Annotated in this window: 27 protein-coding genes; 13 read left to right on the top strand and 14 right to left on the bottom strand. The window is 67.3% G+C overall.

The genetic code is table 11. The features are described from left to right. The first annotated feature begins 123 nt into the window (after positions 1–123). From ACPCHZ_RS02660 to ACPCHZ_RS02640, 5 genes are read left to right on the top strand one after another with little or no spacing between them, the layout of a single operon-like run. The gene (locus ACPCHZ_RS02660; RefSeq protein ID WP_423483320.1) at positions 124–1110 is read left to right on the top strand and encodes an ABC transporter permease; all 987 of its coding nucleotides are present in this window, start codon (positions 124–126) and stop codon (positions 1108–1110) included. Next, positions 1107–1955, top strand: coding sequence for an ABC transporter permease (locus tag ACPCHZ_RS02655; protein ID WP_423483319.1), 849 nt, complete (start codon positions 1107–1109; stop codon positions 1953–1955). Before ACPCHZ_RS02660 ends, ACPCHZ_RS02655 begins: the two co-directional genes overlap by 4 nt. A 1-nt stretch (position 1956) precedes the next feature. Next, entirely contained in the window at positions 1957–3582 is a 1626-nt protein-coding gene (locus ACPCHZ_RS02650; protein WP_423483318.1) for a dipeptide ABC transporter ATP-binding protein, read from the top strand. Between the two features lie 2 nt (positions 3583–3584). Next, on the top strand, positions 3585–5210 hold the full coding sequence (locus ACPCHZ_RS02645; protein ID WP_423483317.1) for an ABC transporter substrate-binding protein: 1626 nt from the start codon (positions 3585–3587) through the stop codon (positions 5208–5210). Positions 5211–5215: 5 nt separating this feature from the next. Continuing rightward, positions 5216–6424 (top strand): acyl-CoA dehydrogenase, encoded by a 1209-nt coding sequence (locus tag ACPCHZ_RS02640; protein WP_423483316.1) that lies wholly within the window; start codon positions 5216–5218, stop codon positions 6422–6424. Between the two features lie 7 nt (positions 6425–6431). Here ACPCHZ_RS02640 and lysE read toward each other — a convergent pair whose 3' ends face one another. From lysE to ACPCHZ_RS02625, 3 genes are all read right to left on the bottom strand, one after another. Continuing rightward, positions 6432–7031 carry an L-lysine exporter gene (gene lysE / locus ACPCHZ_RS02635; RefSeq protein WP_423483315.1) on the bottom strand — a complete coding sequence of 200 codons (600 nt, stop codon included), beginning with the start codon at positions 7029–7031 and terminating at the stop codon, positions 6432–6434. Between the two features lie 125 nt (positions 7032–7156). Then, positions 7157–7510 carry a VOC family protein gene (locus tag ACPCHZ_RS02630; protein ID WP_423483314.1) on the bottom strand — a complete coding sequence of 118 codons (354 nt, stop codon included), beginning with the start codon at positions 7508–7510 and terminating at the stop codon, positions 7157–7159. Between the two features lie 91 nt (positions 7511–7601). Then, positions 7602–8072 carry a DUF3237 domain-containing protein gene (locus ACPCHZ_RS02625; protein ID WP_423483313.1) on the bottom strand — a complete coding sequence of 157 codons (471 nt, stop codon included), beginning with the start codon at positions 8070–8072 and terminating at the stop codon, positions 7602–7604. Positions 8073–8165: 93 nt separating this feature from the next. Here ACPCHZ_RS02625 and ACPCHZ_RS02620 point away from each other — a divergent pair, with 93 nt between their 5' ends. After that, positions 8166–8837 (top strand): TetR/AcrR family transcriptional regulator, encoded by a 672-nt coding sequence (locus tag ACPCHZ_RS02620; protein ID WP_423483312.1) that lies wholly within the window; start codon positions 8166–8168, stop codon positions 8835–8837. Between the two features lie 27 nt (positions 8838–8864). Here the strand turns inward: ACPCHZ_RS02620 and ACPCHZ_RS02615 are convergent, their stop codons facing one another. The 3 genes from ACPCHZ_RS02615 to ACPCHZ_RS02605 all read right to left on the bottom strand — a co-directional run bounded on the left by ACPCHZ_RS02615 (position 8865) and on the right by ACPCHZ_RS02605 (position 10282). Beyond that, positions 8865–9140 (bottom strand): hypothetical protein, encoded by a 276-nt coding sequence (locus ACPCHZ_RS02615; RefSeq protein ID WP_423483311.1) that lies wholly within the window; start codon positions 9138–9140, stop codon positions 8865–8867. 149 nt (positions 9141–9289) lie between these two features. Further along, a complete protein-coding gene (locus ACPCHZ_RS02610) occupies positions 9290–9784 on the bottom strand; it encodes an ester cyclase (RefSeq protein WP_423483310.1) in 495 nt (164 codons plus the stop codon). 48 nt (positions 9785–9832) lie between these two features. Further along, the gene (locus ACPCHZ_RS02605) at positions 9833–10282 is read right to left on the bottom strand and encodes a nuclear transport factor 2 family protein (RefSeq protein ID WP_423483309.1); all 450 of its coding nucleotides are present in this window, start codon (positions 10280–10282) and stop codon (positions 9833–9835) included. A gap of 128 nt (positions 10283–10410) precedes the next feature. On the opposite strand from ACPCHZ_RS02605, the gene ACPCHZ_RS02600 reads away from it, so the two are divergent. From ACPCHZ_RS02600 to ACPCHZ_RS02585, 4 genes are all read left to right on the top strand, one after another. Continuing rightward, a complete protein-coding gene (locus tag ACPCHZ_RS02600; protein WP_423483308.1) occupies positions 10411–11346 on the top strand; it encodes an SDR family NAD(P)-dependent oxidoreductase in 936 nt (311 codons plus the stop codon). Continuing rightward, positions 11343–12344 carry a helix-turn-helix domain-containing protein gene (locus tag ACPCHZ_RS02595; RefSeq protein WP_423483307.1) on the top strand — a complete coding sequence of 334 codons (1002 nt, stop codon included), beginning with the start codon at positions 11343–11345 and terminating at the stop codon, positions 12342–12344. The genes ACPCHZ_RS02600 and ACPCHZ_RS02595 overlap by 4 nt, the downstream gene beginning before the upstream one ends. A gap of 165 nt (positions 12345–12509) precedes the next feature. Further along, the gene (locus tag ACPCHZ_RS02590) at positions 12510–13262 is read left to right on the top strand and encodes a GAF and ANTAR domain-containing protein (RefSeq protein WP_423483306.1); all 753 of its coding nucleotides are present in this window, start codon (positions 12510–12512) and stop codon (positions 13260–13262) included. A gap of 156 nt (positions 13263–13418) precedes the next feature. Continuing rightward, positions 13419–14105, top strand: coding sequence for a GAF and ANTAR domain-containing protein (locus ACPCHZ_RS02585; protein WP_423483305.1), 687 nt, complete (start codon positions 13419–13421; stop codon positions 14103–14105). Positions 14106–14121: 16 nt separating this feature from the next. Here the strand turns inward: ACPCHZ_RS02585 and ACPCHZ_RS02580 are convergent, their stop codons facing one another. Continuing rightward, positions 14122–15255 (bottom strand): diguanylate cyclase domain-containing protein, encoded by a 1134-nt coding sequence (locus tag ACPCHZ_RS02580; protein WP_423483304.1) that lies wholly within the window; start codon positions 15253–15255, stop codon positions 14122–14124. A gap of 171 nt (positions 15256–15426) precedes the next feature. After that, the gene (locus tag ACPCHZ_RS02575; protein ID WP_423483303.1) at positions 15427–16389 is read right to left on the bottom strand and encodes a ferritin-like domain-containing protein; all 963 of its coding nucleotides are present in this window, start codon (positions 16387–16389) and stop codon (positions 15427–15429) included. Between the two features lie 268 nt (positions 16390–16657). Between ACPCHZ_RS02575 and ACPCHZ_RS02570 the strand changes: the two genes are divergently transcribed. Together ACPCHZ_RS02570 and ACPCHZ_RS02565 are read left to right on the top strand one after the other, a co-directional pair. Beyond that, positions 16658–19210 carry a SpoIIE family protein phosphatase gene (locus ACPCHZ_RS02570; RefSeq protein WP_423483302.1) on the top strand — a complete coding sequence of 851 codons (2553 nt, stop codon included), beginning with the start codon at positions 16658–16660 and terminating at the stop codon, positions 19208–19210. Next, the gene (locus ACPCHZ_RS02565) at positions 19210–19524 is read left to right on the top strand and encodes an STAS domain-containing protein (RefSeq protein ID WP_423483301.1); all 315 of its coding nucleotides are present in this window, start codon (positions 19210–19212) and stop codon (positions 19522–19524) included. The genes ACPCHZ_RS02570 and ACPCHZ_RS02565 overlap by 1 nt, the downstream gene beginning before the upstream one ends. Positions 19525–19548: 24 nt before the next feature. Here ACPCHZ_RS02565 and arr read toward each other — a convergent pair whose 3' ends face one another. Further along, a complete protein-coding gene (gene arr / locus ACPCHZ_RS02560; RefSeq protein ID WP_423483300.1) occupies positions 19549–19971 on the bottom strand; it encodes an NAD(+)--rifampin ADP-ribosyltransferase in 423 nt (140 codons plus the stop codon). 201 nt (positions 19972–20172) lie between these two features. Beyond that, entirely contained in the window at positions 20173–21117 is a 945-nt protein-coding gene (locus ACPCHZ_RS02555; RefSeq protein ID WP_423483299.1) for a DUF5996 family protein, read from the bottom strand. 147 nt (positions 21118–21264) lie between these two features. Here ACPCHZ_RS02555 and ACPCHZ_RS02550 point away from each other — a divergent pair, with 147 nt between their 5' ends. Next, positions 21265–22200, top strand: coding sequence for a lysophospholipid acyltransferase family protein (locus ACPCHZ_RS02550; protein ID WP_423483298.1), 936 nt, complete (start codon positions 21265–21267; stop codon positions 22198–22200). A 24-nt stretch (positions 22201–22224) separates the two neighbouring features. Here ACPCHZ_RS02550 and ACPCHZ_RS02545 read toward each other — a convergent pair whose 3' ends face one another. The 4 genes from ACPCHZ_RS02545 to ACPCHZ_RS02530 are packed head-to-tail and all read right to left on the bottom strand — an operon-like array spanning position 22225 to position 24971. Further along, on the bottom strand, positions 22225–22911 hold the full coding sequence (locus ACPCHZ_RS02545) for an alpha/beta fold hydrolase (RefSeq protein WP_423483297.1): 687 nt from the start codon (positions 22909–22911) through the stop codon (positions 22225–22227). Between the two features lie 28 nt (positions 22912–22939). After that, complete coding sequence (locus ACPCHZ_RS02540; protein WP_423483296.1) at positions 22940–23386, bottom strand: cupin domain-containing protein; 447 nt, start codon at positions 23384–23386, stop codon at positions 22940–22942. Beyond that, entirely contained in the window at positions 23383–24318 is a 936-nt protein-coding gene (locus tag ACPCHZ_RS02535; protein WP_423483295.1) for an NADP-dependent oxidoreductase, read from the bottom strand. Before ACPCHZ_RS02535 ends, ACPCHZ_RS02540 begins: the two co-directional genes overlap by 4 nt. A gap of 14 nt (positions 24319–24332) precedes the next feature. Beyond that, complete coding sequence (locus ACPCHZ_RS02530) at positions 24333–24971, bottom strand: HD domain-containing protein (RefSeq protein ID WP_423483294.1); 639 nt, start codon at positions 24969–24971, stop codon at positions 24333–24335. Positions 24972–25079 lie beyond the last annotated feature (108 nt).

Raw genomic sequence — 25079 nt, 5'->3', positions numbered from 1 at the left:
TGCGCTCACGCGTAGCCGAAAGCGCCACGACAGCAACGGTTAAGCCCAGGTTCACGGTCGGATTAACAATTCTTACGCACAGAACCCTGTCCGCGTCACCGCGGCCGCCCTACGTTTCATCGGGTGACCACCTTCGTGCTGCGGCGCATCGGACAGTCGATCATTGTGATCGTACTGGCGTACACCGCAGTGTTTTTCGTGTTAAACGTGTTGCCGGGTGATCCGATCGAGACGCAGATCTCCAATCCGGAGAACCCGATCTCGGACGACGACGCGCAAGCGCTGCGCGACTACTACCGGCTCAGCGACCCGGCCATCGTGCAGTTCGGGGTGTCGGTCCAGCGACTGTTCGCCGGTGACCTCGGATACTCGCTCAACAGCGGCCAGGAGGTGTCGCGCCTGCTCGCCCATGCGCTGCCGTCGACCCTCGCGCTGGCCGGCGTCGCCTTCGTGCTCGCCGCCGCGCTCGGGTTCGTGATAGCGCTGGCCGCGGTGTTCGCCCCGTGGGCGGGTGTGCGAGAGGCCGCCCGCTCGTTGCCGCCCGCCTTCTTGTCGGTACCGGTGTTCGTCACGGGGCTCGTAGCGCTGCAGGTGTTCTCGTTCAGCCTGGGCTGGGTGTCCGCCGTCGACGACGAGGGGCTGAAATCCACGGTGATGGCGGCGCTGCCGCTGGCGCTGCCCGTCGCGGCGCCGATTGCCCAGGTGCTCATCCAGGGGTTGAGCAACGCAGCCGGGCAGCCCTACGTCGAGGTGCTGCGGGCCAAGGGACTCAGCAACGAGCGACTCGTCTTCGGGCACCTGGTGAAGAACGGATCCATCCCCACGGTCACGATCGTCGCCATCACCGTCGGGGAGCTGCTGGCCGGATCGGTGATCACCGAGACCATCTTCAACCGCACCGGCATCGGCTACCTCACCGAATCCGCGGTGCGCAACCAAGACACGCCGATCATCCAGGCCGTGGTCATCACCGTGTCGGTCACGTTCGTCGTCATCAACCTCGCGGTGGACCTGCTCTACCCGTTGATCGACCCGCGCATCGGCCGGATCGCCGGGCCTGCGACGGTGCACCGGAGCCGCCTACTGCGGCGCGCGGAGGTGCCCGCATGACCGTCGTCGAGGCGCTGCCCCGCGTGACGCTGCCACGCGTCCGTCGACGTCTGCCGGTCGACGTCGTCGACGTCCCGCCGCTACTGTTCCTGCTGCTCGTCGCCGCGATGATCGTCGCGCCAGGATTGATCACCCCGTACGACCCGCTGCGGGAGAACCCCGGCGACCCGTTGGCGGCGCCCAGCCTCGCTCATCCCTTCGGCACCGACTACATCGGCCGCGACCTGCTCAGCCGCGTGGTCGAAGGCACGGCGGCCACCATCGCCGGCTCGTTCATCGCGGTGGTCATCGGCCTGGTGGTCGGCACGGCCCTCGGCCTGTTCGCCGCGTATTTCGGCCGCACCACCGACAGCGTCATCAGCCGCATCGTCGACGTCCTGCTGTCGATTCCGACGCTGCTGCTGTCGATCACGATCATCGTCGCGCTGGGTTTCGGGACCGTCAACGCCGCCATCGCCGTGGGTGTCTCGTCGATCGCGGTCTTCGCGAGGCTGGCCCGCTCCGAGGTGCTGGCCACCCGCAACCTGCCGTTCGTCGAAGCCAGCGAGCACCTCGGCGCCGGACACACCGCGCTGCTGTTCCGCCACGTGCTGCCGAACTCGTACTCGGCGGTGCTGTCGCTGGCCGCCCTGCAGTTCGGCACCGCGATCCTGGCCATTGCGTCGCTGAGCTTCCTCGGCTACGGGGCGCAACCCCCAGAACCCGAGTGGGGCCTGCTGATCTCCGAGGGCCGCAACTACATCAACAGCGCGCCGCATCTGGTGCTGTTCCCGTCCCTGGCCATCGTCCTGACCGTGATGAGCCTGTCCCGCCTCGCCCACATCGTCCGAAAGAAGGTCGGTTGACATGAGTCCGACTCCGTTGTTGTCCGTCGCCGGTCTCACGATCGCGTACACCCCGCGGTCGCGCCGGGACCGGCTCAACCAGGAGGGCCCGGTGGTGCGTGATGTCTCCTTCGACGTCGAGGCCGGCGCCGTGCTCGCCGTCGTCGGTCAGTCGGGCTCGGGGAAGTCGACCATCGCCCGCGCTGTGCAGGGTCTGCTGCCGGAGAACGGGAAGGTCACCGGCGGCCGCATCACGCTCGCCGGCCGCGACGTCACCGACCTCACCCAGCGGCAGTGGCGCGAGCTTCGCGGCGCCACCGTGGGTTTCGTCCCCCAGGATCCGCTCGGATCGCTCGACCCGCTGAAGAAGGTCGGGCACCAGGTGGCGGAGGTGCTCATCGTGCACGGTGTCGCGGACCGCCGGGAAGCGCACACCAGGGCGGTCGGCCTGCTGGACCGTGTCGGCATCGCCGACCCGCGGCGCCGAGCCGGCGATTACCCGCATCAGCTATCCGGCGGCCAACTCCAGCGGGTCCTGATCGCGATCGCCATCGCGGGGGATCCAAGACTGCTCATCGCCGACGAGCCGACATCGGCCCTCGATGTGACGGTGCAGCAGCGCATCCTCGACCTGCTCGACGAACTGCGCCGCGAGCGTGGTCTCGGCGTCGTCTTCATCACCCACGACCTCGCCCTCGCCGAGCACCACAGCGACCACGTGGTCGTCCTGCGCGACGGCCAGGTGCGGGAGACCGGTGCCACCGCGGGCGTGCTGGGCAACCCGCAGGACGACTACACCCGCCAACTCATCGCCGACGCTCCGGCGCTGACCCCCGACAAGTACCGCCGTCGCAGCACCGCGGCGCCGGACGGCGAAGCCCTGCTGCGCGTCGACGGACTGATCAAGCGGTACGGCGGCATCGCCGCGCTCGACGGGGTGACCCTGGACGTCGCACAGGGATCGATCCACGCCCTGGTGGGTGAGTCGGGCTCGGGCAAGACGACCGTCGCGCGAATCCTCGCCGGGCTGAGCGCGTTCGACGAGGGCGAGGTGCGCGTCGATGGGCTGGTCCGGACACCCGGGACGCACTTCAGCGCCCTCCGGCAGCGCGCACAGGCCCGGGTGCTGCAGATGGTGCAGCAGAACCCGACGGCCGCACTCGACCCGCGATTCACCATCGGTGACTCCGTCGCCGAGCCGCTGCGGATCAACGGTGTGGGCACGCGCGCGGAACGGCGGCGCCGGGTGGCCGAGGCGCTCGACCGGGTGGGGCTGTCCGATGCCCTGGTCGACCGCAGACCACGGGAGATCTCCGGCGGTCAGCGCCAGCGCGTCGTGCTCGCCAGGGCCCTGGTGTTGCAGCCGCCCATCCTCGTTCTCGACGAGCCGACGTCAGCGCTCGACGTCACCGTGCAGGCGCAGGTGGTGGACCTGCTAGTCGACCTACAGCGCGAACTGGCACTGACGTATCTGTTCATCTCCCACGACCTCAGCCTGGTCCGCCAGATCGCCGACGACGTCAGTGTGCTCGAGCACGGCCGCCTGGTCGAGTCAGGCCCGGTGGCAGAGGTGTTCGCCGCCCCCGCCGCGGATTACACGCGTCGCCTGCTCAACGCGGTGCCCGGCGCCCCGGCGCGGGCGGCCTGACGATGCGGAACAGGGCCGTCTTCGCCGTGGCCGTCACCACGGCATTGCTCGCCGGCGCGTGCAGCGCCAAGGCGGCGGATCCGAACCCGTCGGCAGCAGGACGGGGCGGACATCTGGTGTACCTCGACGCCGAGGCGCCCGCCTCGCTGCAGATCCAGGTGAGCTACTGGCAGAACAGCCTGCTGAAGGATCAGATGCTCGATCGGCTGGTTTACCAGGATCCCAAGACCTTCGAATTCGTGCCGTGGATCGCCGAGAAGTGGACGGTCGATCCGTCGAAGACGCAGTACACGTTTACGATTCGCGACGGTGTGACGTTCAGCAACGGTCAGCCACTCGACGCCGAGGCGGTACGGCGCAACCTGTGGTGGCAGGCCAAGGGGGACAAGCCGAAGGGCATCGTCCGCAACACCTACTTCCCGGAGATCACCGACATCACCGCGGACAACCAAACCCGGACGGTCCGCGTGACGCTGCCCGAGCCGTTCGCCCCGTTCATCCCCGTGCTGACGTTGAACACCTCGGGCCTGGTCGCTGACGCCACCATCGAGGCGACCAAGGAGGAGCAGTCGGTGGTGACCAACCTGATCGGCTCGGGACCCTTCGTCGCAGAGTCGGAGATCCCAGACAAGAAGATCGTGTTGGCCAAGCGGCGTGGATACGACTGGGCGCCGGCGACGGCGCCGCACCAGGGCGAGGCATTCCTCGACACCGTGACGGTCATCCCGGTCACCGAGGACAGCGTCCGGGTGGGTGCCCTGCGTGCCGGTCAGGCCGACGCCATCCGGTACAGCCAGCCGCCGGACGAACGACTTTTGGCGCGTGAGGGTTTCGATGTGCGGGGATTGCGCACGCCGGGCCTGGCCAACACCCTCGACATCCGCCAGAGCGCGCCGTTCATGCGCGATGTCAACGTCCGCAGGGCCATCGGGTTCGGCATCGACCGCCAAGAGATCCTGCGCACGCTCTACACCGACAACTGGAAGCCGGCGCAGAACATCGTCACCAGGAACTTCCCCGGCTACACCGACCGCAGTGACGCCGTCCGGTACGACCCGGCCGAGGCGGTCCGCCGGCTGGAGGATGCAGGGTGGACCCACGTCAACGACGCGGGCTTCCGCGAGAAGGACGGTCAGGAACTGGCGGTCAAGATCTACGTCGATGTCTACGACCACACGGCCAAGCCGATGTACGAGCTGATCCAGCGCCAGCTCGGCCGCATCGGCATCCGCCTGGTGATCCGGCAGACCGACTTCGCCAACTATCCGACAGCCAGCATCGAGGACTCGGTCGGGCTGCGGCGGAACGGCTGGCCCACAGCGGATCCGGTCCGGCTGTGGCAGAACTACGGCAGCGAGTTCGGTGACCTGTACGCCCTCGACGGGTCGGATCCCACCATCGACCGATTACTGCATGAACAGGTCACCGCGACGGATCCGCAGCGGCGGGTGGAGGTGCTGCGGGAGTACAACGACTACGTGATCGACAACGCGTACGCGATCCCGCTGTTGGAGGACACCCAGATCTTCGCCGTCGCGCCGCGGGTGCGCGGCTTCGCCAACGCCGCGAACTCGGTGCCGTGGTTCTACGACGCCTGGATCACCGACGAACAGTCAGAAAGGGATTGACCGCCATGACCCTGGAACCGCTGCTGTCCGAGCGGGGCGCACCGCAGGCGCCCGACGCCGAGGTGTTCGACGAGATTGCCGCCGACTACCGCCGCCGACTCGCGGACGGCGATGTCGAGGCTCCGCTGCGGGGTCTGCGACTCGTGCGCGAGCATCGGCTGCAAGCGGTGCGTCTGACTGTCGAGCGCGGCGGCCGGGGTGACACCGTGCCGGAGTTCTTCGACCACCTGATCACGCTGGCCGCCGCCGATCCCGACCTGGCACACATTCTGCGGGTGCATTATTCGGTGGTCGAGGAGCTGCAGCGCACCCCGCACCGGCCGGAGAACGAGCGGTGGGTGCGGGTGGTCGCCGAGGGCGGACTGATCGGCGGCGCCAGTTCGGAGCAGAGCACCCGTGCGGTCGGCGGGCAGAGCTACGACACCCGGCTGATCCGGGGCGACGCGGGACTGCGGCTGAGCGGGCAGAAGTTCTACAGCACCGGCGCGCAGTTTTCCGACTATCTGCGGGTGACGGCGCAGGACGACGACGGCCGGCCGGTCGCGGTGGTCATCCCGGCCGATCGCAAGGGCGTCGTACACGCCGATGACTGGGACGGTATCGGGCAGCGCCAGACAGGCAGCGGCACAACGATATTCCATGATGTCGAGGTGTTCGGCGACGAGGTGCTCAGGTTGGGCACCAGGATCGGCGTCGACCGGTCACGCGGCGCGTTCGTGCAGTTGTACCTGCACGCGATCGCCGCTGGAATCCTCCGCACGCTGGCCGACGAGGCTGCCACGCTGGTGCGGAACCGCAAGCGCACCTACACCTTCGCGTCGGGCGATCCGACCGCCGATCCGCAGGTGCTGGAGGCGGTGGGGGAGATCGACGCGATCGCGTATGCGGCGCAGGCGCTGGTGCGCAGCGCCGCGGCGGATCTGGCGCCGGCTCTGGACGCCGCGCGGGCTAACGGTGTCGACCCCGAACTGGAGAACAGGGCCGCGATCGCCGCCGCAAGGGTGAAGGTGGCGATCGAACAACCGGCGTTGCGGGCGGCGTCGCGGGTGTTCGACGCGGGTGGTGCGTCGGCGATCCGAGCTTCGGCGCACCTGGACCGGCACTGGCGGAACCTGCGGACGCTGTTCTCCCACAACCCGACTGTGTATAAGGCGCGGGTGCTGGGTGATGTCGCGGTCAACGCCGCGGCGCTGCCGGACTCGGGCTTCTTCTGAGGGCAGGTCAGCCGATGGCGACGGTGACGCCGAGCGCGATCATGATGACGGCGATCAGTCCGTCGAGGATGCGCCACGTCGCGGCCGAGGCGAAAAGTCCGGCCAGCCGGCGGGCTCCGAGGCCGAGGCCGACGAACCACACGGCGCTCGCGGTGACAGCCCCGACGCCGAACAGCCAGCGGTCGTCGCTGTGTTCGTTGGCCAGGGCGCCCAGCAGGACCACCGTGTCGAGGTAGACGTGCGGGTTGAGCCATGTCATGGCGGCGCAGGTGATCAGCACGTCGACGAGTCGCGCGGGTCCCTTCTCGGCGGGCGTGAGTCCTGACGGGCGCCAGGCGCGCCAGGCGGCGAGCATTCCGTAGCCGATGAGGAACAGGGCGCCGCCGTAGCGGGCGACGTTGACCGCGGCGGGGTGGGCGTTGATCAGTGCGCCGAAGCCGGCGATGCCCGCGGCGATCAGCACGATGTCGGACACCGTGCACAGCGTCACCACGGCCGCGACGTGCTCGCGACGGATGCCCTGGCGCAGCACGAACGCGTTCTGCGCGCCGATGGCGGCGATCAGCGTGAACGACGCGAGGAATCCGACGACGACGGGGGTGGCCATGCGGTCGACGGTAGAGATTCGGGATTGCGCAGTACAGCTAAAGATTCTGACCCTGCATTAGGAGCGCTAATGCAAGCGTCGACGGGTCCCTGCCGGCGGGGATACGTCGAAGCGCACCCGAAGGGTCAGGTGTACTCGACGAGGCAGAACTCGTTGCCCTCCGGGTCCTTGAGGACGACGACAATGCCCTCCGGGTACTCGTGGCGCTGACCGGTCTCCCCACCGCCTAGAGCAAGTACACGTTGAATGACCGGGGCCAGGCTGTCGACGGTGACATCAAGGTGTATGCGGACCTTTCCCTGTTTCGCTTCAGGAACCGGTTGAAAGTTGATCCGTGGCTCGTGGTCGTGTCGAGGTTTCAGTTGCACCCATCCCGGGAGCCCAGGCTCGTGATCTCGACCGAGCAGCGCTCCCCAAAACGCGGCCAACGTTTCCGGGGCGGCGCAATCAATCGTCAGGCCGCTCCACTGAGTTCTCATCCGAAGATTGGACCGCGCTTCTGCACCGCGTGCCAATAGATGTGCTGAGCCGAGAGCGCTCATCGGTGCGGACCCGGCGCCGGACCGACGGTCAGCGAACTTCGAAGTATTCGTCGTAGTAGATGCCGTCGCCCGCCGCGCCGTCACCCACGACGACACCGCGGAACACCGCGTGCACCGTATTCAGCCAGCGGTACTCGTCGCTGCCGGTCTCGAAGTGCGCACATCCTCGCAGGACCGTTCCGCCTCCGAAACCCGCCGAGATGTCACAACGACCGTGACTATAGAGATAGATCGCCGCCCCATCCTCGGTTTCCACAGTGCCGCGGGCGTCTACCGTGCCCGTTCCATCCGGACCGATGACGAACCAGTCGGCGTTCGCGCCGCCCTTCGTTTGCGCGCGGATACCGCGCCCCTCCAGCCTGCCGTCCGGCATTTCGACGACAGCCCGTGTACCGGCCGGCGTGTTGGGCAAGATCACGTACGGAGCCAGCCGCCACGCGCCCGTGAAGAGCGGGACCAACGAGATGGCGTTGTCGATACCTGGCAGTTCTTCCTTCACGCGAAGCTTCACTGGGTCTCCCATCGGCGGTTATTACCTTGCCGTGTCAAGGTAGTGGCCATACATTGAACCGTCAAGGTAAACTTCGGGTCCATGACACTGCCGCGAACCCGCCGACGTCCCGCTGAGGCGCAGTCATTGATCCTCAAAGCCGCTGAGGAACTACTGGTCGACGGCGGCCCGCAGGCGGTCGAGGTACGCGCTGTTGCCGACCGCGTCGGCATGACCGACGCTGGTGTCGCCCATCACTTCAAGAGCCGCGACGGTCTGCTCGTGGCCTTGCTGCGTCATGGCGGTGGCCGGATCCGCGCCGCCGTCGAGCACGCCACCCAGGACTGGGTCACTCGCGGAGCTCGGGTGTCCGAGCTCGTGGAGTGCATCGCCGATGTATACGCAGACGGCTACGGGGAGCTGGCGATCGCGCTTCATGCCGCCGGCTGGCGCGACGACGGCCTCGGTCTTCTCGACCCGGTCGTCGACGCCCTGCATGCAGCCCGGAAACCATCCCGTGGTCGCCGTCCTCCGCGCGGTGATACCCGTCTTACCGTCGCCGCGCTGCACCAGGCGCTTGCCACCGAAGCCGCCTATGGGGCGGCGTTTCGCCGCAGCGCGGGCATTGTCGAACCGGAGGCAAGCCGGCACGGGCCGCAACGGCGATGGTGGGCGCGCACCCTGGCAACCGTCCTTGATATCGACGAGACGCCCACACGCGTGAAGGCAAGTCGCTCAGAGCAAAGCGGCGATCGCGGCCAATCGCCGAACTGAAAGGCGACGACGTGCTAGCTGTAGCCCTCAGCAGCCCGATTGGATACCGGGAGTCCCGTTCGCGTTGAGTGTGATCCGGCATCGGCCCAGGCGTAGGGCGTCAAGGACCTTCGTAATCGAATGACGACTACTGTCGGCAATTCTCGCCGGCTCGGTGATGAAAACGTGTCGCGCTCCGGCGGTCAAGCCGGCGAACTCTGGATCGGTAGCCGCTTGGAAGTGAAGCTCCCAGCCCAGCTTGTCTCCCACGTTGCGCGCCATCGACTCGAGCACGGCGATGTCGTCCCTCGTGAGCCCTGCCATGCGACTCACACTATCGCGTCCGCTGGCAGCGTTCGACCCCGAATGTATTGTCGTACTTGTCTATTTGATCGGTGATGACGAGGCGGCTGGTGTTGAGCTGCTCTTGCCAACCCCCCTGATGCTCTGCGTCGTGCCCGCACGTTCTCCGCTCAGAGGGCGGACCGCAGCAGTCGCGGCGGTATGCGGGCCACGATCCTGGACAGCCGCTCGAACCTTGCGGAGGGCAGGCCGAGTGCATCGCACATCTCGTAGCGGTCGAAGAAGAAGTGCTCGCTGGCGATCAACCCTTCTCTGATCGTGAACACGCAGACGAACGGAAGGGTCGCGGTGCGGTGAGTTGCGGGCCAGGGGCCGAGGCGCCCGCGCATGGTCATGCGCAACGTTCCCCAGCATGTGTAGCCGTAGCCATTGAGAACGCTGTCGTCGAGGGTGACGTGGTAGTCGGGGAAGATGCCGAAGAAGGCGTCGAGGAGGCGGCGGACGTTTCGTTTACCCACCGTGGTGTTGTGCACCGCTTCGGTGTGGAGGAGAAAGTCGTCGGTGCACAGCCGCAATGCGGCCTGGGTGTCTTGGCGACTTTTCGCTTCGGCGTAGCGGCCCACCAAGTCGTGAACCGACTCTGCTGACACAAGATCTTCGTCCATGGACTTCTCCGTTCGGTTGCAATACGCGGCACTGAGCGAGGGGTGCCTTCAGCGGGTGATCCACTGCCACCACACCGAGGGGTGTCGCAGCAGCGTCGGCAGCACGGCGAGCGGGTCGAAGTAGGTCACGCGCTCGATCGCTTTGCCATCCCGAAGGACGAGGCGGTTGACCGTCGGCCAGGTGAGGGTGTTCCTGCCGACGTTGGCGTGCAGGGTGAATTCGATGAACACGTGATCACCGTCCGTGACCCAGTGATCGATGCTCGCGCGCAGACCGGGCAGGCAGCGGCAGAACCGCTCAACTGCTGCTGGGCCTGTGTGATTCCGACCGTCGGTTGTGCCAGTGGTTGGCGCAATACGACATCCCGGTGCAGCAGTTCGGGCAGTCGCGCTGGGGACGGCGCGGTCCAGAAGTCGGCGAACCTCGCGACGAAGGCATGTCCTGGCGGGCAGGTGTCCATGCTGTCGAGGCTGCTGGGTGACCCGGTTCGGTGTCACTGCAATCTGCTGCCAAGTCCTGCCTGCCGGCGCGAAGTGCGAGTGCGTTGGCGCACTTTGCGAGCATGGCGCCGACTCCGTTGTCGTAGCTTTGGAATCACTGAGCCTCGACGACACAAGGAACGCCCATGAGCTGGTCAACGAAGAACATCCCTGATCTGCACGGCAAGGTCGCCGTCGTCACCGGAGCCAACGGCGGGCTCGGACTCGCCTCCGCCAAGGCTCTCGCCGGTGCCGGCGCGCACGTGGTGATGGCGGTCCGCAACAAGGCCAAGGCAGCCGACGCACACGCAGAAATCCTCGCTGAGCACCCGGACGCGTCACTCGAGATCGTCGACCTGGATCTCGGGTCGCTCGCCTCCGTGGCGGCCGCGGCGAAGACGATCACCGCCGCGCACGACCGCATCGACATCCTGATGTGCAACGCAGGCGTCATGGCGCTGCCTCAGGGGACGACGGAGGACGGCTTCGACACCCAGATGGGCATCAACGTCCTCGGCCACTGGGCTTTGATCTCCCACCTGCTGCCCGTCCTCGTCACAACGCCCGGCACACGAGTGGTGACCCTGTCGAGCACTGCGCAACACACCGGTCGCGCCGTCGATCCCGCCGACCCGCACATGCGCGAGAACTTCGACGAGTGGCGCATGTACGGCCAGACCAAGCTGGCGATGCGCCACCTGGCGGTCGGCCTCCAGAGGCAGTTCGACGACGCGGGTATCGACGCGAAGGCGCTGTCCGCCCAGCCGGGCCTGACCAACTCCGATCTGCAGACAACCACGCAGGCCCACGGCAGCGCGGGCCTACTCGGCACCGTCTCCGAGAGACTGGTCAAGGTGATCGGCATGTCGACCGACCGCGGCGCGCTCAGCCAACTGCGAGCAGCCGTCGATCCGGGCGCCCCCGGTGGCGGGTTCTACGGACCACTCTGGGGCACGAACGGCCCGCCGGTTCGCAAGCCGCTGGTACGGCCCGGCAGCGACGCCGCCATCGAGGCGCTGTGGCGCGCGGCCGAGAGTGAGACCGGCCTCCGAATCGACGTGGGCGCCGTCGTCGGAGCATGAGCACTCCGGTCGCGCCGTTCCGCCTGTCGCTGCCGTTCGTGCGGGTACTCCTCGCCGATCTCGGTGTGCGGGCGGCGGATCTGCTCGACGCGGCGGGGTTACCTGGGGACCTGCTGGGTCGCGAGGATGCGGCGCTGACCCCGCCGCAGTACTACGCCCTGTTCAGTGCTCTGGACCACCTCGTCGGTGATCGGGAGCTGGCGACGACGATCGCCGGCACGCTGAGCCCCGAGGTCTTCGACCCGCCGATCTTTGCGGCCATGTGCAGTCCCAATCTGCAGGTCGCGGCCGAACGCATCGCCGTGCACAAGCGCCTACTCGGCCCACTTCGCCTTCGTGTCGATGCCGATGCCGACGGAGTGGGCATCGAAATCATCTGGCCGCCAGGGTTTTCGCCACCCGCGGTGTTGCCCGCCGTCGAAGTCGCCTTCTGGGCCGCCCTGGCCCGGATCGGCACCCGCACCCGCGTCGTACCCGCGCGCGTCGTGCTGCCGCAGCCGCCACGCAACCTCGCGGCAGTCGAGGACTGGCTGCGCGCGCGGGTGGAGCGGGGCGACACCACCCTCATCCGGTTCTCCCGCCTCGATGCGAGCCGGCCGTTCCTGACCGCCAACGCCGGCATGTGGGAGTTCTTCGAACCCGAGCTGCGCCGCCGCCTCGACGGTCTCGCGACCGACGCCACGCTCGGCACCAAGGTCCGCGCCATTCTGGTTGAACTACTGCCCGCCGGCGCCGGAACCACGCACGGCGTCGCCCGCCACCTCGGCATCAGCACCCGCACGCTGCAGCGCCGCCTCGGCGAGGAAGGCGCCACGTTCCAGGAAATCCTTGCTGACGTCCGCGAAGACCTGGCCCGCCACTACCTCACCCAGTCCGCGCTGTCATTGACCGAGATCGCGTTCCTCCTCGGCTATGACGACCCGAACTCCTTCCACCGCGCCTTCAGCCGCAGGACCGGGCGCACCCCGCTCGGAGTCAGAGTCACCGCGACCGGATGACGGCGCCGCGAACCATGTGTGTCCGGCGCTTCCTACTGCTCGGTCCGTGTGTTCGTGGTTTCCCGCGTCGACCCTCACAAGTGATCTTCCTCATTCATGCGATCCAAACCATCGCAGGTTTCGAACGCTTGAATGAAATATCCTAAGAATCAGGAGGAGGGGTCCATGAACGCCGATCGACCCGATGTGCTGAATCGGTTGGATTCGACGATGGCCGCCCTGGCAGACCTCAACGCCATCATCGCCGATGAAGAGTCACTGGACGCGGCGCTGTCGCGGATAGCGAGCAATGCGGTCTCGGCTGTTCCCGAAGCCGACACTGTCTCGATCACCGTCATCGGCAGCACGCCCCGCACCGCCGCGCACACAGACGACTCGGTCCTGGAGCTGGATGCGGCGCAGTACGCGGAGGGGGACGGGCCATGCCTGGTGGCCGCGCAGACGCGGCAGCCGGTGCGTGTGGTGATCGACTCCGCCGAGCGGCGATGGCCGCGTTTTCTGGCTGCAGCGCAGGCTGAGGGCGTCCGCGCCACCTTGTCCATCCCGCTCATCGTCGGCGCTGTCGCCGGTGACGACAGCGAGCTTGTCGGATCGGTGAACGTCTACAGCCGAACGGTCTCGGCGTTCGACCTCTTCGACGAGAAGCTGCTGTGCCTGTACACCGACGCGGCGAGCCGGGCGGTCACCGACGCCCATCGCTGGCGGCGTACGCAGGAGACCGTCACTCAACTCGAACAGGCATTGCGCTCCCGCTCCGAGATCGATCAGGCCAAGGGAGCGCTGCGCGTAGCGACGGCGTGCACCGCCGAGGAGGCGTTCGACCTGCTGGTGCGGCGATCTCAACGCGACAACGTCAAACTCCGGGACGTCGCTCACCAGGTGATCGAGGACCTGTCACGCAAGACGGCGCCGTCATAGATCGGGGCGGCCTCGCCGGCTCGTGGTCTGAACCGGCGTGGCCTGAGCGCATGTAGAAGTCGACCTCCACATTCGCCTGGCACACAGTTGCCCCACACACGGCCCCGCAAAACCAATGCGGCCCGAGATCCCGCGCCCTGAGAGAGACTGACTGTGATGACGATGCACGCCGAGCAACAGGACCTGGCCGCACGGATGGCCGAACTGGCCCGCGCGTTGGCCAGCCCGAGCAGGATCGACGACGTGCTCTCGGGGGTCGCCACCGCCGCATTGGAGCTGATCCCCGGTGCGGACGTCGCGGCGATCCTGTTGATCGGCAAGGAGCGGTCCTTCGAGACGCTGCCGGGAGACAGCGATCTCGCGCACAAACTCCACGAGCTGCAGATGGCATTCGATGAGGGTCCCTGCGTGCAGGCCGCACTCGACGACGTGATCGTGCGTACCGACGACTTCCGGGACGAGACGCGGTGGCCGCAGTACGCGCCGGCATGCGTGGAAATCGGCATCTACAGCGGTCTGTCGTTCAAGCTGTACACCGCCGACCGCACCGCGGGTGCGCTGAACTTGTTCAGCTTCCGTCCGCACGCCTGGAGCGTCGAGGCGGAGACCGTCGGAATCGTTCTTGCTGCCCACGCGGCCGCCGCGGTTCTCGCCAGCAGGCAGAGCGAACAGCTGCAGTCCGCGTTGTCGAGCCGGGACCGGATCGGTCAGGCGAAGGGCGTCATCATGGAGCGCTACAAGGTCGACGACGTGGCGGCCTTCGAGATGATGCGCAGGCTCTCCCAGGAGAGCAATGTGCGGCTCGTCGACATCGCGCAGCAGGTCATCGACTCCCGCGAGTGACCGTGCACCCCGAGCCTCAACGGGTGTCGTCGTCGGGCCACTCATCGGCCGGTGGCGCGTCGAGCACCGTCAGTGCCGGGTCGTGCACGTAGGTCACGCGGTTTCCCCCCGCCCGGCGGGCGTCGTACATGGCGTTGGTGGCGACGGCCAACAGCTCGTCGATCACGTCGGGAGCGGGCAGCTTCGCCACCGGCGCGAGCGGCGTGCAGACCACCCCGACGCTGGCAGTGAGTCGGGCTGACGCCGCGTTGATGGTGCCTTGCACCCGCTCGATCAATGGTGAGGTGTCGGGTTCGGTGAAGAGGTCGGCGATCACGAATTCCGAGTCACTGGGATGGGCGAGCACCGCGTTGCTGCGGGCGGTCTCACGCAATCGGCGCGCGACCTCGATCCGGGCCCGGTCGACTCCGATCGTGCCGGCCAGGCTGCGCAGCAGTGAGTAACTGTCGAGGTTGACCACTGCGACGACGAAGAAGCGGTCGTCGGTGCGGCTGCTCGAGGTCAACAGGGTGGCGGCCTTCTCGTGGAACCCGTCGTGGTTGAGCAGACCGGTGAGGGCGTCGAGGTTCGGGTGGAAGATGTCGGCGTCGAGCAGCCAGATGGTCATTCGTCCGGCGAAGGTCACGAAAACGACCACCAGGGCGACGAGAAGTGCCGAGGACACCACGAATGCGACGTCGTGGCCCGCCCACCGAACGGTCAGCACGCCCAACGTGACGGCAGCCGCGGTCCAGCACAGTGCCAGCAGTCGCGGGGTGTGGAAGAGGGCCGTGTAGGCGGACACCAATCCGAAGGTGGCCGCCCCGAACAGGCCGGCGACCGGCTCGGACTGGATCAGGCATGACACCGCGATGCACGCCGTCCCGATCACCACGGTCATCCGGGACTCCGTCGCCGACGGCCAGCGGCGGCGCAGCCACACCGCGCTCATCACCAGGCAGCAGACGGCGATCCCGACGGCGACCGCTCGATTCGTGGGGCCGTGCGGTCCCAGGGGGCTCGCGATCAGTGCCACCGAGATGACACCGAGGCCGATGATCATCGCCGCGACGACACGACAACACAAAGCCTGGACGTCCCGCGAAGCCAGGAACGCCGTCAGAAAATAATAGTGGTCGAGACGTCGCCACAGGTTCTCGGGCATCGTCATCAACGAATCTCCAACTGAGGAAACGATATTTGCGCCGGCACCTCGCTACCAGCGCGCTTCGCTTCCGTCACGTTCATTCGAGCAGGCTAACAGCACCAGCAAACAGCCATCGCTGAGTTTGGCAGCGCCCCCGCGCCATGGTCGCGGGGGCGTTGCATCGGAGGTACTCGGTCAGCTGATGCCGACCACTTCCTGTGCGATCGCAGCAAGGCGGGTCTGCGCCGCGGACACGACGCGCGCACGGTTCTTGTGCGCTTCCTCCCACGCCACGATGACGCGGATGTCCGAGGGATCGCTGAGATCCTTCACCGCGGCGACTGCATCGGCGACAGTCAGCTCGTCATAATTCGAAATCGGCAGCTCGGACGGGTCCAGCACGCCGGTGGCGCTGCGCGCGGAATGCAGCGCGTCCGCGGCTTTGTCGACGCCTTCTTCGCGGGTGACCTGCTCGGCGGCAGCCAGCGCGGCGTCGCGCGATGCGCTCAGCGTCTTGCCGGCCACTTCGGTCACACGCTGGCCGCGGTTGACGAGTTCGGTGAACGCCGGGCCGGTACTGCGCAAGGCTTCGACAGTGCGGTCGACGCCGCGGGTGGTCCAGGTGATGGGCAGGTTCACGGCGCGCACTGCGGCGCCGGTGGCGGCCTGCAGCGGCGTACGGCGCAACGCGGCCGGTCCTCCCAGGGCATCCTCTGCGAGAACGGTGACCAGCCATTCGACTGTCGCCGTGTGCGCGATGATCAGCCGGTCGGCAAGAGACTGCACGTCGCTGTTCTTGGCCGCCACGGCGAGCGCCTTGAGATAGCGCGACCGTTGCAGGAGCTGGTCCTCGAGCGCCAGGTCGCCCAGCAGTGCTTCGTCGAACGGCGATGCCTGCTCGGTCATCGCCTTGACTGCGGCGGCGGCGCGGCCGATGAACGGGCCGATGACGTCGGGGTAGCCGCCGAGGTCGCGAATGGCGGTTTCGATGGCCTCGGCGCGGGAGCGGCCGTTGGAGGCGTTCTGTTGCAACTCGGTGCGGACGGCTTCGGTGCGCGCTTGGGCGATGCGGGTCTCGGCGATCTGGATCTCGGTATTGGTCAGGTCGAGAATCGCTCTGAGCTGGGTGAGCAATTTTGCGGTGTCGATGGTGGACAAGATTGGAGCCCCTCTGGGTCGGATGACATGGTCCTGGCGCTGACGCGCACGTGTCCATGGAATTGCCGCCAACGTCACGGGCTAATCGCGGAAATGTGGAATGTGACGAATCACCCAAGATCAGCGTGGCCCCCGTGGCGCTCTGTGCGTTGCGTGGCAACTGAGGCTGACTGACCCGTAACGGAACCGCACAGCCGCCGCGCTTTCATCCGCGATCCGCTTTGGCGACGCGGTAGGAGGTTGCTGACGTAGCGGGTAGCTTCGTTCCATGACCAGTGGCGAGGGGGAATCGGCGTTCACCTGGCCGGGCCGCCGCGAGCTCGTCACGCGGATGCATGAGCAACTCGACGAATTGGTCGCCGTCCGCGATGAGATGGAATTACTGGTGCGGGTCATCGTGGAGATCAGCTCCGACCTCGACCTCAAGGTGACATTGGATCGGATCGTCCACGGGGCGCTGACGCTGACCGGCGCCAGGTACGCAGCTCTGGGTATCCGCGCCGTCGACGGCTCGCGGATGTCCTTCGTCGACGCCGGGATGCCCGATGCCGCGACGCGCCGACTCGGCGACATTCCGGTGGGCTACGGCCTACGCGTCGACGACCTTGCAGCGCACCCGGAGTTGGCCGGGCTGCCGATCCTGGCGCTCCTCGCCACACCGATCACGGTGCGGGGAGCCGCGTTCGGCAACCTGTACCTGGCCGACGACCGGCCTGGCTGGGTGTTCTCGGACATGCAGGAGAGCGCGGTGCGGGCGTTGGCCACAGCCGCGGCCGCCGCCATCGACAATGCGCGACTGTTCGAGCGGGAACGCGAGTCGGCGAGGTGGACCAGGGCGAGCCGGGAGATCACCAGTGCGTTGCTGTCCGGCGATCCTCAGATGGGCCCGCTCCAGTTGATCGTCAACCGGGCACTCGAACTGGCCGATGCCGAGCAGGCGATCCTGCTGGTTCCCAAGGAACCCGATGTGCCTGCTCACGAAGTCGACACGCTCGTGGTGGCCGCGACCGCAGGCCGGTACTCCACGGAGGTGATCGGTCAGCAGGTGCCCATGGATGCCTCCACCACGGGCGGCGTGGCCCGTCGCGGCCTACCGCTGATCACCGATTCGTTCCAGTACCCCATCGAGGGTTTCACCGACGTGGGCGAGCGCTCGGCGATCGTCATGCCGCTGGTCTCCGACGATGCGGTCCTCGGTGTCATCGCCGTCGCGCGTCGTCCTCATCAGCCGCCCTTCGACAACGACTACCTCGTGCTCGTCAGCGACTTCGCCCGCCACGCCGCCATCGCCCTGGCGCTGGCGGCTGGTCGTGAACATGCGCTCAACCAGGAGCTCGCGCTGGCCAATACCGTCGACCAAGCCGTGCAGGCGGCCGCGGAGGAACTCCGGCGGCTGTGGCGGGCACGCCGCGTACTGGCCGTGACGTTCCTCGACCACCGTTCTCCGGCGCGCGGCAATGACCCAGGACCGCACGTGGTGGCGGTCGGCGAGTCGACGCAGTGGGCCGACCTGCCCGCCGACACCCGCCAGGCGGTCATCGCGTTGCGCGACGGCGACCTGATGACGGCCAACGTCGTGCAGCCGGGCACGGCCGCAATTGCGTTGCAGCATCCCGAAGGCGTGCTCGTGGTCTGGATCGACCTCAACGAGGCGCGGTCGTTCACCCTGGAGGATCAGACGCTGCTGACCGTGCTGGCCGGCCGCCTGGGTCAGGGCTTGCAGCGCGTGCATCAGGTCGACCAGCAGCGCGAAACCGCACTGGCGCTGCAGCATGCGATTCTCGGTCCGGCTCAGCTCCCCGACGGATTCGCCGCGTGCTACCAGGCCGCCAGCCCGCCGCTACAGGTGGGCGGTGACTGGTACGACATCGTCGACCTCGACGACGGACGCATCGCGTTGGTGGTCGGTGACTGCGTCGGCCACGGACTCACTGCGGCCACCGTGATGGGACAGGTGCGAAGCGCCTGTCGTGCATTGCTTTTCGACCACCCCAGTCCAGCTGCCGCACTCATCGGGCTGGATCGTTTCGCGGCCCGATTGCCCGGTGCCCGATGCTCCACCGCTGTCTGCGTGGTGCTCGATCCCAGTACCGGTGAGCTGGTGTACTCCAGTGCAGGGCACCCGCCGCCGCTCCTGATACACGCGGACGGAACCATCCGCATGCTCGACGACGCCCACACCATCGCGTTGGGGATGAGAGCCGGATGGCCGCGACCGGAGGCACAGGTGACGATGCCGACGGGCGCCATGCTGGCGCTCTACACCGACGGCCTCGTCGAACGCCGGCGCACCGCGCTGGAAGAGGGCATCGGCCGCCTCGCCGACCTGATCTCCGAGCGACGCGACACGACGCTGAACGACCTGGTCGGCCAAGCCATGTCGAGTCTCGAGCCGCCCAGCGGCTACCAAGATGACGTGGTCCTGCTTCTCTACCGCCATCCCGCGCCGCTCGACCTGACATTCCCCGCCCACGCCGAACATCTCGCCCCGGCCCGCAGCGCACTGCGGAAGTGGTTGAACAATGTCCGCGCCGATCCGGAGCAGGCGATGAAAGTGCTTGTCGCCGTGGGTGAAGCTGTCGCGAACGCCGTCGAACACGGTCACCGCGCTGACCCGGGCGGAGCCATCACCCTGACCGCGACCGCGATCGGTGACGAGGTGCGGATCACTGTCTCCGACACCGGCACGTGGAAGGCGCCGCTCCCGACGAATTCCCTCCGGGGCAGGGGCACCACCCTGATGAGGTCGCTGATGCACCACGTCACCGTCGACACCGACGCCTCCGGAACGACCGTCCACCTGAAAGCGAGGATTGCCTGATGCCAACGCTTCTCACGCTCGACACCGCTCGCCGTGACGACGGCAGGCTGGTGCTCAGAGCCGCAGGCGAGATCGACTTGAGCAACATCGACGACTTCGATCAAGCGCTCTCCGCAGCGACCGGCGCTCTCGGGCAAGGTGAGGAACGGCTGATCGTGGATCTCAGCGCATTGGAGTATCTGGACAGCGCCGCAATCAATGCGCTGTTCGTTCGCGGTGAGCAGATCCACGTCATCGCCCCACAGCTGCTGATGTCCACACTCGCCATGACCGGGCTCACCGAACTGGTTCCGGTGGAAGCCGCGCCGGCTTGAGAACACGCGCGATGTCCGGCTGACTCAGTTGATGATCTCGCCACGATCGTCGGACCGGAGCGCGGACAGCCGTTCCCGCCACGTCTGCAACTGCTCGGGTGTCAGTCGCGTCCACTCGGTGATCTCGCCGGCGATCCGCAGTGGGGCCGCACTGCGGTAGGAACGCGTGGGGTTGCCGGGGAACTTCTTGTCGGTCACATTCGGGTCGTTCTCGAACTCTCCGGTTGGCTCTACTTCGTACACCCTCGGACGGGCGTCGCCGCCGGCGAGCTCTGCGGCGATTTCCGCAGCAAGGCCGGCGCCATCGACGAGGGCGGTGAAGTAGATGTGGTTCATCACGACCTCGGGACGATAGTTCGATCGATGACCCGCAGTGAGGAACTCGCCCACCCTCAGGTCCGCGATCGTGCCATGGAAGAACGGACCCTCATCAAGCGATGTGGACAATTGGCGCCCTACTTTCTATTGCTCGGGACGCGCAAGCATGCAGCACCACCCGGGCCTTGCCGCAAGCCCCCGGTTACGCCGTATCCTGAAGTGGGAAGTGGATGAAGCCCCCCATGTAAGCGCTCGGCCAAAACGCTCCTCGGCCAACACATCCGCCGGTACGTCAGAGTTGGCCGGATATGACCACGGCCGCTCAAGCAGTCACGAAGGCCGAGCTTTGTGCTCCCAGCGACTTGGGTCGGTTTCGAGGGCGCGCCGGTCCCATTCCATCAAGTCGGCGGCCGCGCCATAGGTGAACTCGAGGAAGTCCATCACCGCTTCATCTGGGTTCTCCGCTTGGCGGGCAACCTCGTACGGCAACAGGTACTGCCGCAGGCCGGTGTCGTAGAACGCACCGGCGGGACTGTCCGCGGCGTCGGCATACCCGGGCGGTTCGGGATAGGCGTAGGAGTAGAACGCCCCTTCGGCCGCACCGCCGGGCCAGAAGCCGCAACTACTCAGCTCGTGGGAGTACCCCTCCTCCATCACCCAGTCGCCGCAGTTCGGCGCACCTCCGGGATGCCGGGGAGCCAGGCCACCGGAGAACCGGGTGCACGCCAGGTCGAAAGATCCCCAGAAGAAGTGGACAGGGCTGACCTTGCCGATGAACCGGGCACGGAACCGGCCGATCACCCGGTCGGCTTGCACCAGCTGCCGCCAGAACGCGTTGGCCGCGGCGGGGTCGTAGCCGACATGGGTGTCCTCCGCGAACGGGATGGCGGGGTCCACCTCGTTGGGTCCGTTCGAGATGTTCGCCTCGATGCCCAGTCCGCCCAGCGTGTCCAGCACTGCTCGGTGGAATTGCGCTACGGAGGTGTCGCGCAGATCGATGCTGGCAGCGCCGCCATCACTCACTCGCACCGCGAGCACATGGTCGACGAAGTCGAACTCCATGTCGAACGATTCGGTGCCCACAGGGATCGCCGACGTCGTCAGTCCACGCGGTGACACGTACAGCGGCACCTGCCACCAATGATTGAGCAGCGGCGCGTGCGCCAGCCGCACCTTGCCCACGATCTGGGTCCACATGTGCAGCGATCTGCGCGTCGGCTCCCAGTCATCGACGCGTAATGCCGGCCAGCCTCCACCCGATCGGACCTCTGTCATACGAACCTCCTCGTTCTTTGTGAACCGAACACGAAGTCCGGCGGCGACACCATCCTTCACCTGCGTCGGACGCACCGTCACTGATGCACAGCCGTCTCACAGGCCGCGGGATGTGACGACGACCACAGCGGCGGGTACACGGTCGGCATGACCGAATCCGACTCCCGCCCCGCCGCCGTCCGTGAGCAAGCGCAGCAGCATGCTGAGCAGGCACGACGCAAGATGGCCGAGCGGCGCAGCGGCGAGGACGGCGGGATCAGCGGCTGGCTCAGCGAACGGGCCGGCCAGTGGGATCTGGGCGGTCAAGACGAGGCGACCATGCAGCGCCAGAAGTACCTGTGGAACTTTCTGGTGGATCACTGGTTCCGGATGGAGTTCGACGGCTGGGAGAACCTGCCCGAGCCGCCGGTGCTGCTGGTCGGAATCCATTCGGGCGCCCCGTTCGTCTGGGATGCCTGGACGGTCGGTGTGCAGTGGTGGCGCCGGTTCGGTCAGGAACGCCCGCTGCACGGCACCGCCCATGACGCGTTGATGGCGATACCGGTGATCGGCCGGTACTTCCGCGCGATGGGGGTGCTGCCGGCAGCGCCCGACTCGATGGCCACAGCGCTCGCCGAGGGTCGCGACGTGGCGGTGTGGCCGGGCGGTGAGGTGGATTCGCTGCGTCCGTGGACCGAGCGCGACGTCGCGAACCTGGCGGGCCGCGCGGGCTTCGTCCGGATGGCGATCCGGGCGGGAGTGCCGATCGTGCCGATCGCGACGGTCGGCGGCGCTGATGCGATGCCGGTGCTGATCCGCGGTGACGGTCTGTCTCGGGCGCTGCGTCTGGACAAGTTGTTGCGACTCAAAGTGTTTCCGGTAGCGGTGTCTCTGCCGTGGGGTATCGCGCCTGCGGCACTGCCTCAGCTGCCGCTGCCGGCGAAGATTCGTACCCGGTTGATGCCCGCCGTCGAGGTCGATCACGACCCGGCCCGCGCCGAGGATGACGACTACGTCGAGCAGAAGTACCGCGAGGTGGAGGACAGCATTCAGCGCGGCATGTCGGCGCTGGCGCGCAAGCGGGCGCTGCCGCTGTTCGGCTGAAGGTCGAACAAGCGACCGGCCGGATCAGAGGACGCAGGCCTGACGGATCATCGCGGCCGTCTGCGCCGGCTGTGACATGTAGACGGCGTGGCTGGCGACGACGTCGACGGTGGTGGCACCGGCCCGCTGCGCCATGGCGCGCTGGGCTGACGGCGCGATCATCTGGTCGCGAGTGGCGATCAGGAATGAGCTGCGCCTGCTTCGCCATGCAGGACTGGTCATCGGTTTTTCCATGGCTGCCAGGGCGAATGGGACCTGTGCGTCGGCCAGGAACGCGGCGTCAGTGGCGGACAGGTCAGCGCCGAAAGACCTGTGGAAACCTGATCGGTCCTGGAACAGAAATCCGCCCTGAGCTGACACCAGCGGTGATCCTGGCGCGTCCGGGTCGCCGTTGAGAGTCCTCACCGACTCGCCCTCGTCTGGTGCAAAGGCTGCGATGTAGGCCAGGGCGGCGACCTTCGGGTGGGTACCCGCCGCGGTGATGACCGCTCCGCCGTAGGAATGCCCCACCAGCAGAACCTGTCCGCTCTGCGCGTCGATGATCTGTCGCGTCGCGGCCACGTCACCGTCCAGGGACAAAGTGGGATTCTGGACCACGGCGACGTGGAATCCGTCCCGTGTGAGGAGGTCGTACACCGGCCGCCAGGTGGATCCGTCGACGAAAGCGCCGTGCACGAGAACGACGTTCGTCAGTGCCGAGGCGATGGCCATGGCGACCTCCTGTGTGATCCTCGCCCGCTCATCCGTGCGGATCGTCGACCTTGAGTGGCTGGCCGGTCTCGGCGATGAAGACGACAAGGAGTTTCGCCGGGTCCGTCGTGCTCGTGTTCTCGGTGGCCACGTGGTGGGCGCCGGGCTGCTCGGACCAGTTCTGTCCCGCCTGGTACACCAGCGCGGGCCCGCCCTCGAGCCGGCTGCGCACCGACCCCTCGAGCACATAGGCGTAGACGAAAGCGTCGCCGTGTCGGTGGGGCACCGCGCGGGCGTCCGGCGGGAAGGTCACGATCGCCGAAGTGAAGGTCTTGCCCGCGACACCGGGGAGCGGCTGTTCGAAGAGTGGAGCCAGGGTCTCCGACGGATGCCTCGGAGTTGCGGCGGCCTGCGGCTCCGCCGACGACCCGCAGCCGGCGACGACGGCAGCGACCGCGGCGGCCAGCACGCCCTGGCCAAAATGACCTGCCCTCATGGACGTTCCTCTCCGTCGGTCGCCATCTGGATGATCGTCCGACCGTGCGTGCGCCGACGGTGGGCGAACGCTTCGGCCGTCTTCTCGAGGGGATACACGGCGCCGATCGCGATACCGAGCCGCCCCGTCCGCAATCGCTGGGCCAGGTCCGCCAGCTGCGCACGATCGGGTTCGACCACGAAGAACACGGCGCGACCTTCCCTGGGCTGCACCGTCGGCGGCGTCGCGACGGTCACCAGCGTGCCGCCGGGACGGATCAGTGCCGCCGACTTCTCCAGGACATCGCCGCCGATGACGTCGAACACCACGTCGACGTGGCCGATGCCGTCGAGGGGTTCGTTGCCCAGGTCCAGGAACGCGTGTGCACCGAGGCCGAGCACCACATCGCGGTCGTCGGTCCGTCCGGTGCCGATCACCTGAGCACCCACCTCGCGCGCGAGCTGAACGGCGACGGACCCCACGGCACCGGCGGCGCCGTGCACCACAACGGTCTGGCCGGCGGTGAGGCCCGCATGGACGAAAAGCCCCTGGTATGCAGTCAGACCCGAGATCGGCAGAGCTGCGGCCACGGTGTGGTCGATGTCGGCGGCGAGGGGGGCGAGGTTGCGCGCCTCTACCGCCGTGTACTCGGCCAGCGTGCCGTTCCGTGCCCAGTCGGTGAGGCCGAAGACCCGTTGGCCGACGGTCAGGCCGGTGGTGCCGTAACCCAACTCGGCGACGACTCCGGACAGTTCGTGCCCGGGCACGCTGGGCGTGCGGTCACGGCCGGCCCGGTCGGTCCAGGTGCTGGGCCACTCGAGCTCTCCGGGAGTGAAGCCGGCGGCGTGTACGCGCACGACGACGTCGTTCTCCGCCGCGTGCGGATAGGGCAGGTCGGTCAGTGTGAGCCCGCTGGCTCCGGCGTCCCGGTCTCGTGTCGTTATGGCTTGCATGTCGCCTCTTCCAATCAGCTCGGCCACGGTGAGCCGAGGATGCGTTCGACACTGGTCGTGCGCCGGAAACCGGGCATGAAGTGCTCCAGCACGTCGGAGTTCACCGTTCCGTTGGTCGTCGCCGGTCGATGCTTCAGCCCGTCGAAATAGGCACTCAGGAACTCGTTCTTGAAGTCGCCCCGGGGATGAACGGCGATGATCTCGGCCACCTGGTCGGTGTTCAGCCCGTCGAGGCCGACGCCGCTCACGTCGGTCAGCACACCGAGGTGGGTGGCGGCGATCTCCGGCCCCATCCGTCCCGGGATGCCCGGTGTCGTGTGCAGCGCGATGGCCGTCCACACGGTTTCGGCGGCCGCAGTGGAGAATCCGCGTTCGAGCATGAACGCGCGCCCGTGGTCGGCTCCATCGACCTCGAAACGCTGTTCCGCATCGGAGAAGGGCGTCATGAGACCGGTGTCGTGGAACACCGCGGCCAGGTAGAGGAGTTCGGAAACCGGTGTCATGCCCAGCCGGAGAGCGTGGAGCTGGCCGAAGTAGTACACGCGGAGGGAGTGGTGATAGATGAGCGGACTGGTCGTCGCCTCGACGAAACGAGTCGCCTCGGCGACCGCGGCGGTCTCGGGCACCTCGACACCAGCGATGTTGCCTGACATGACCTCTTCCTTTCGCCGTCTCCGCTTGATTCCATGCTGGTCTCACCGTGCGCTGCGCGCCGGTGCTTTCCTGCCAGGAATCCCTCAATTGCGGACGCCGAAGAGTTG

Source organism: Mycobacterium sp. NPDC050041 (genome assembly GCF_049541695.1).
Taxonomy (GTDB): domain Bacteria; phylum Actinomycetota; class Actinomycetes; order Mycobacteriales; family Mycobacteriaceae; genus Mycobacterium.
This window is presented reverse-complemented; position numbering and strand designations above follow the sequence as displayed.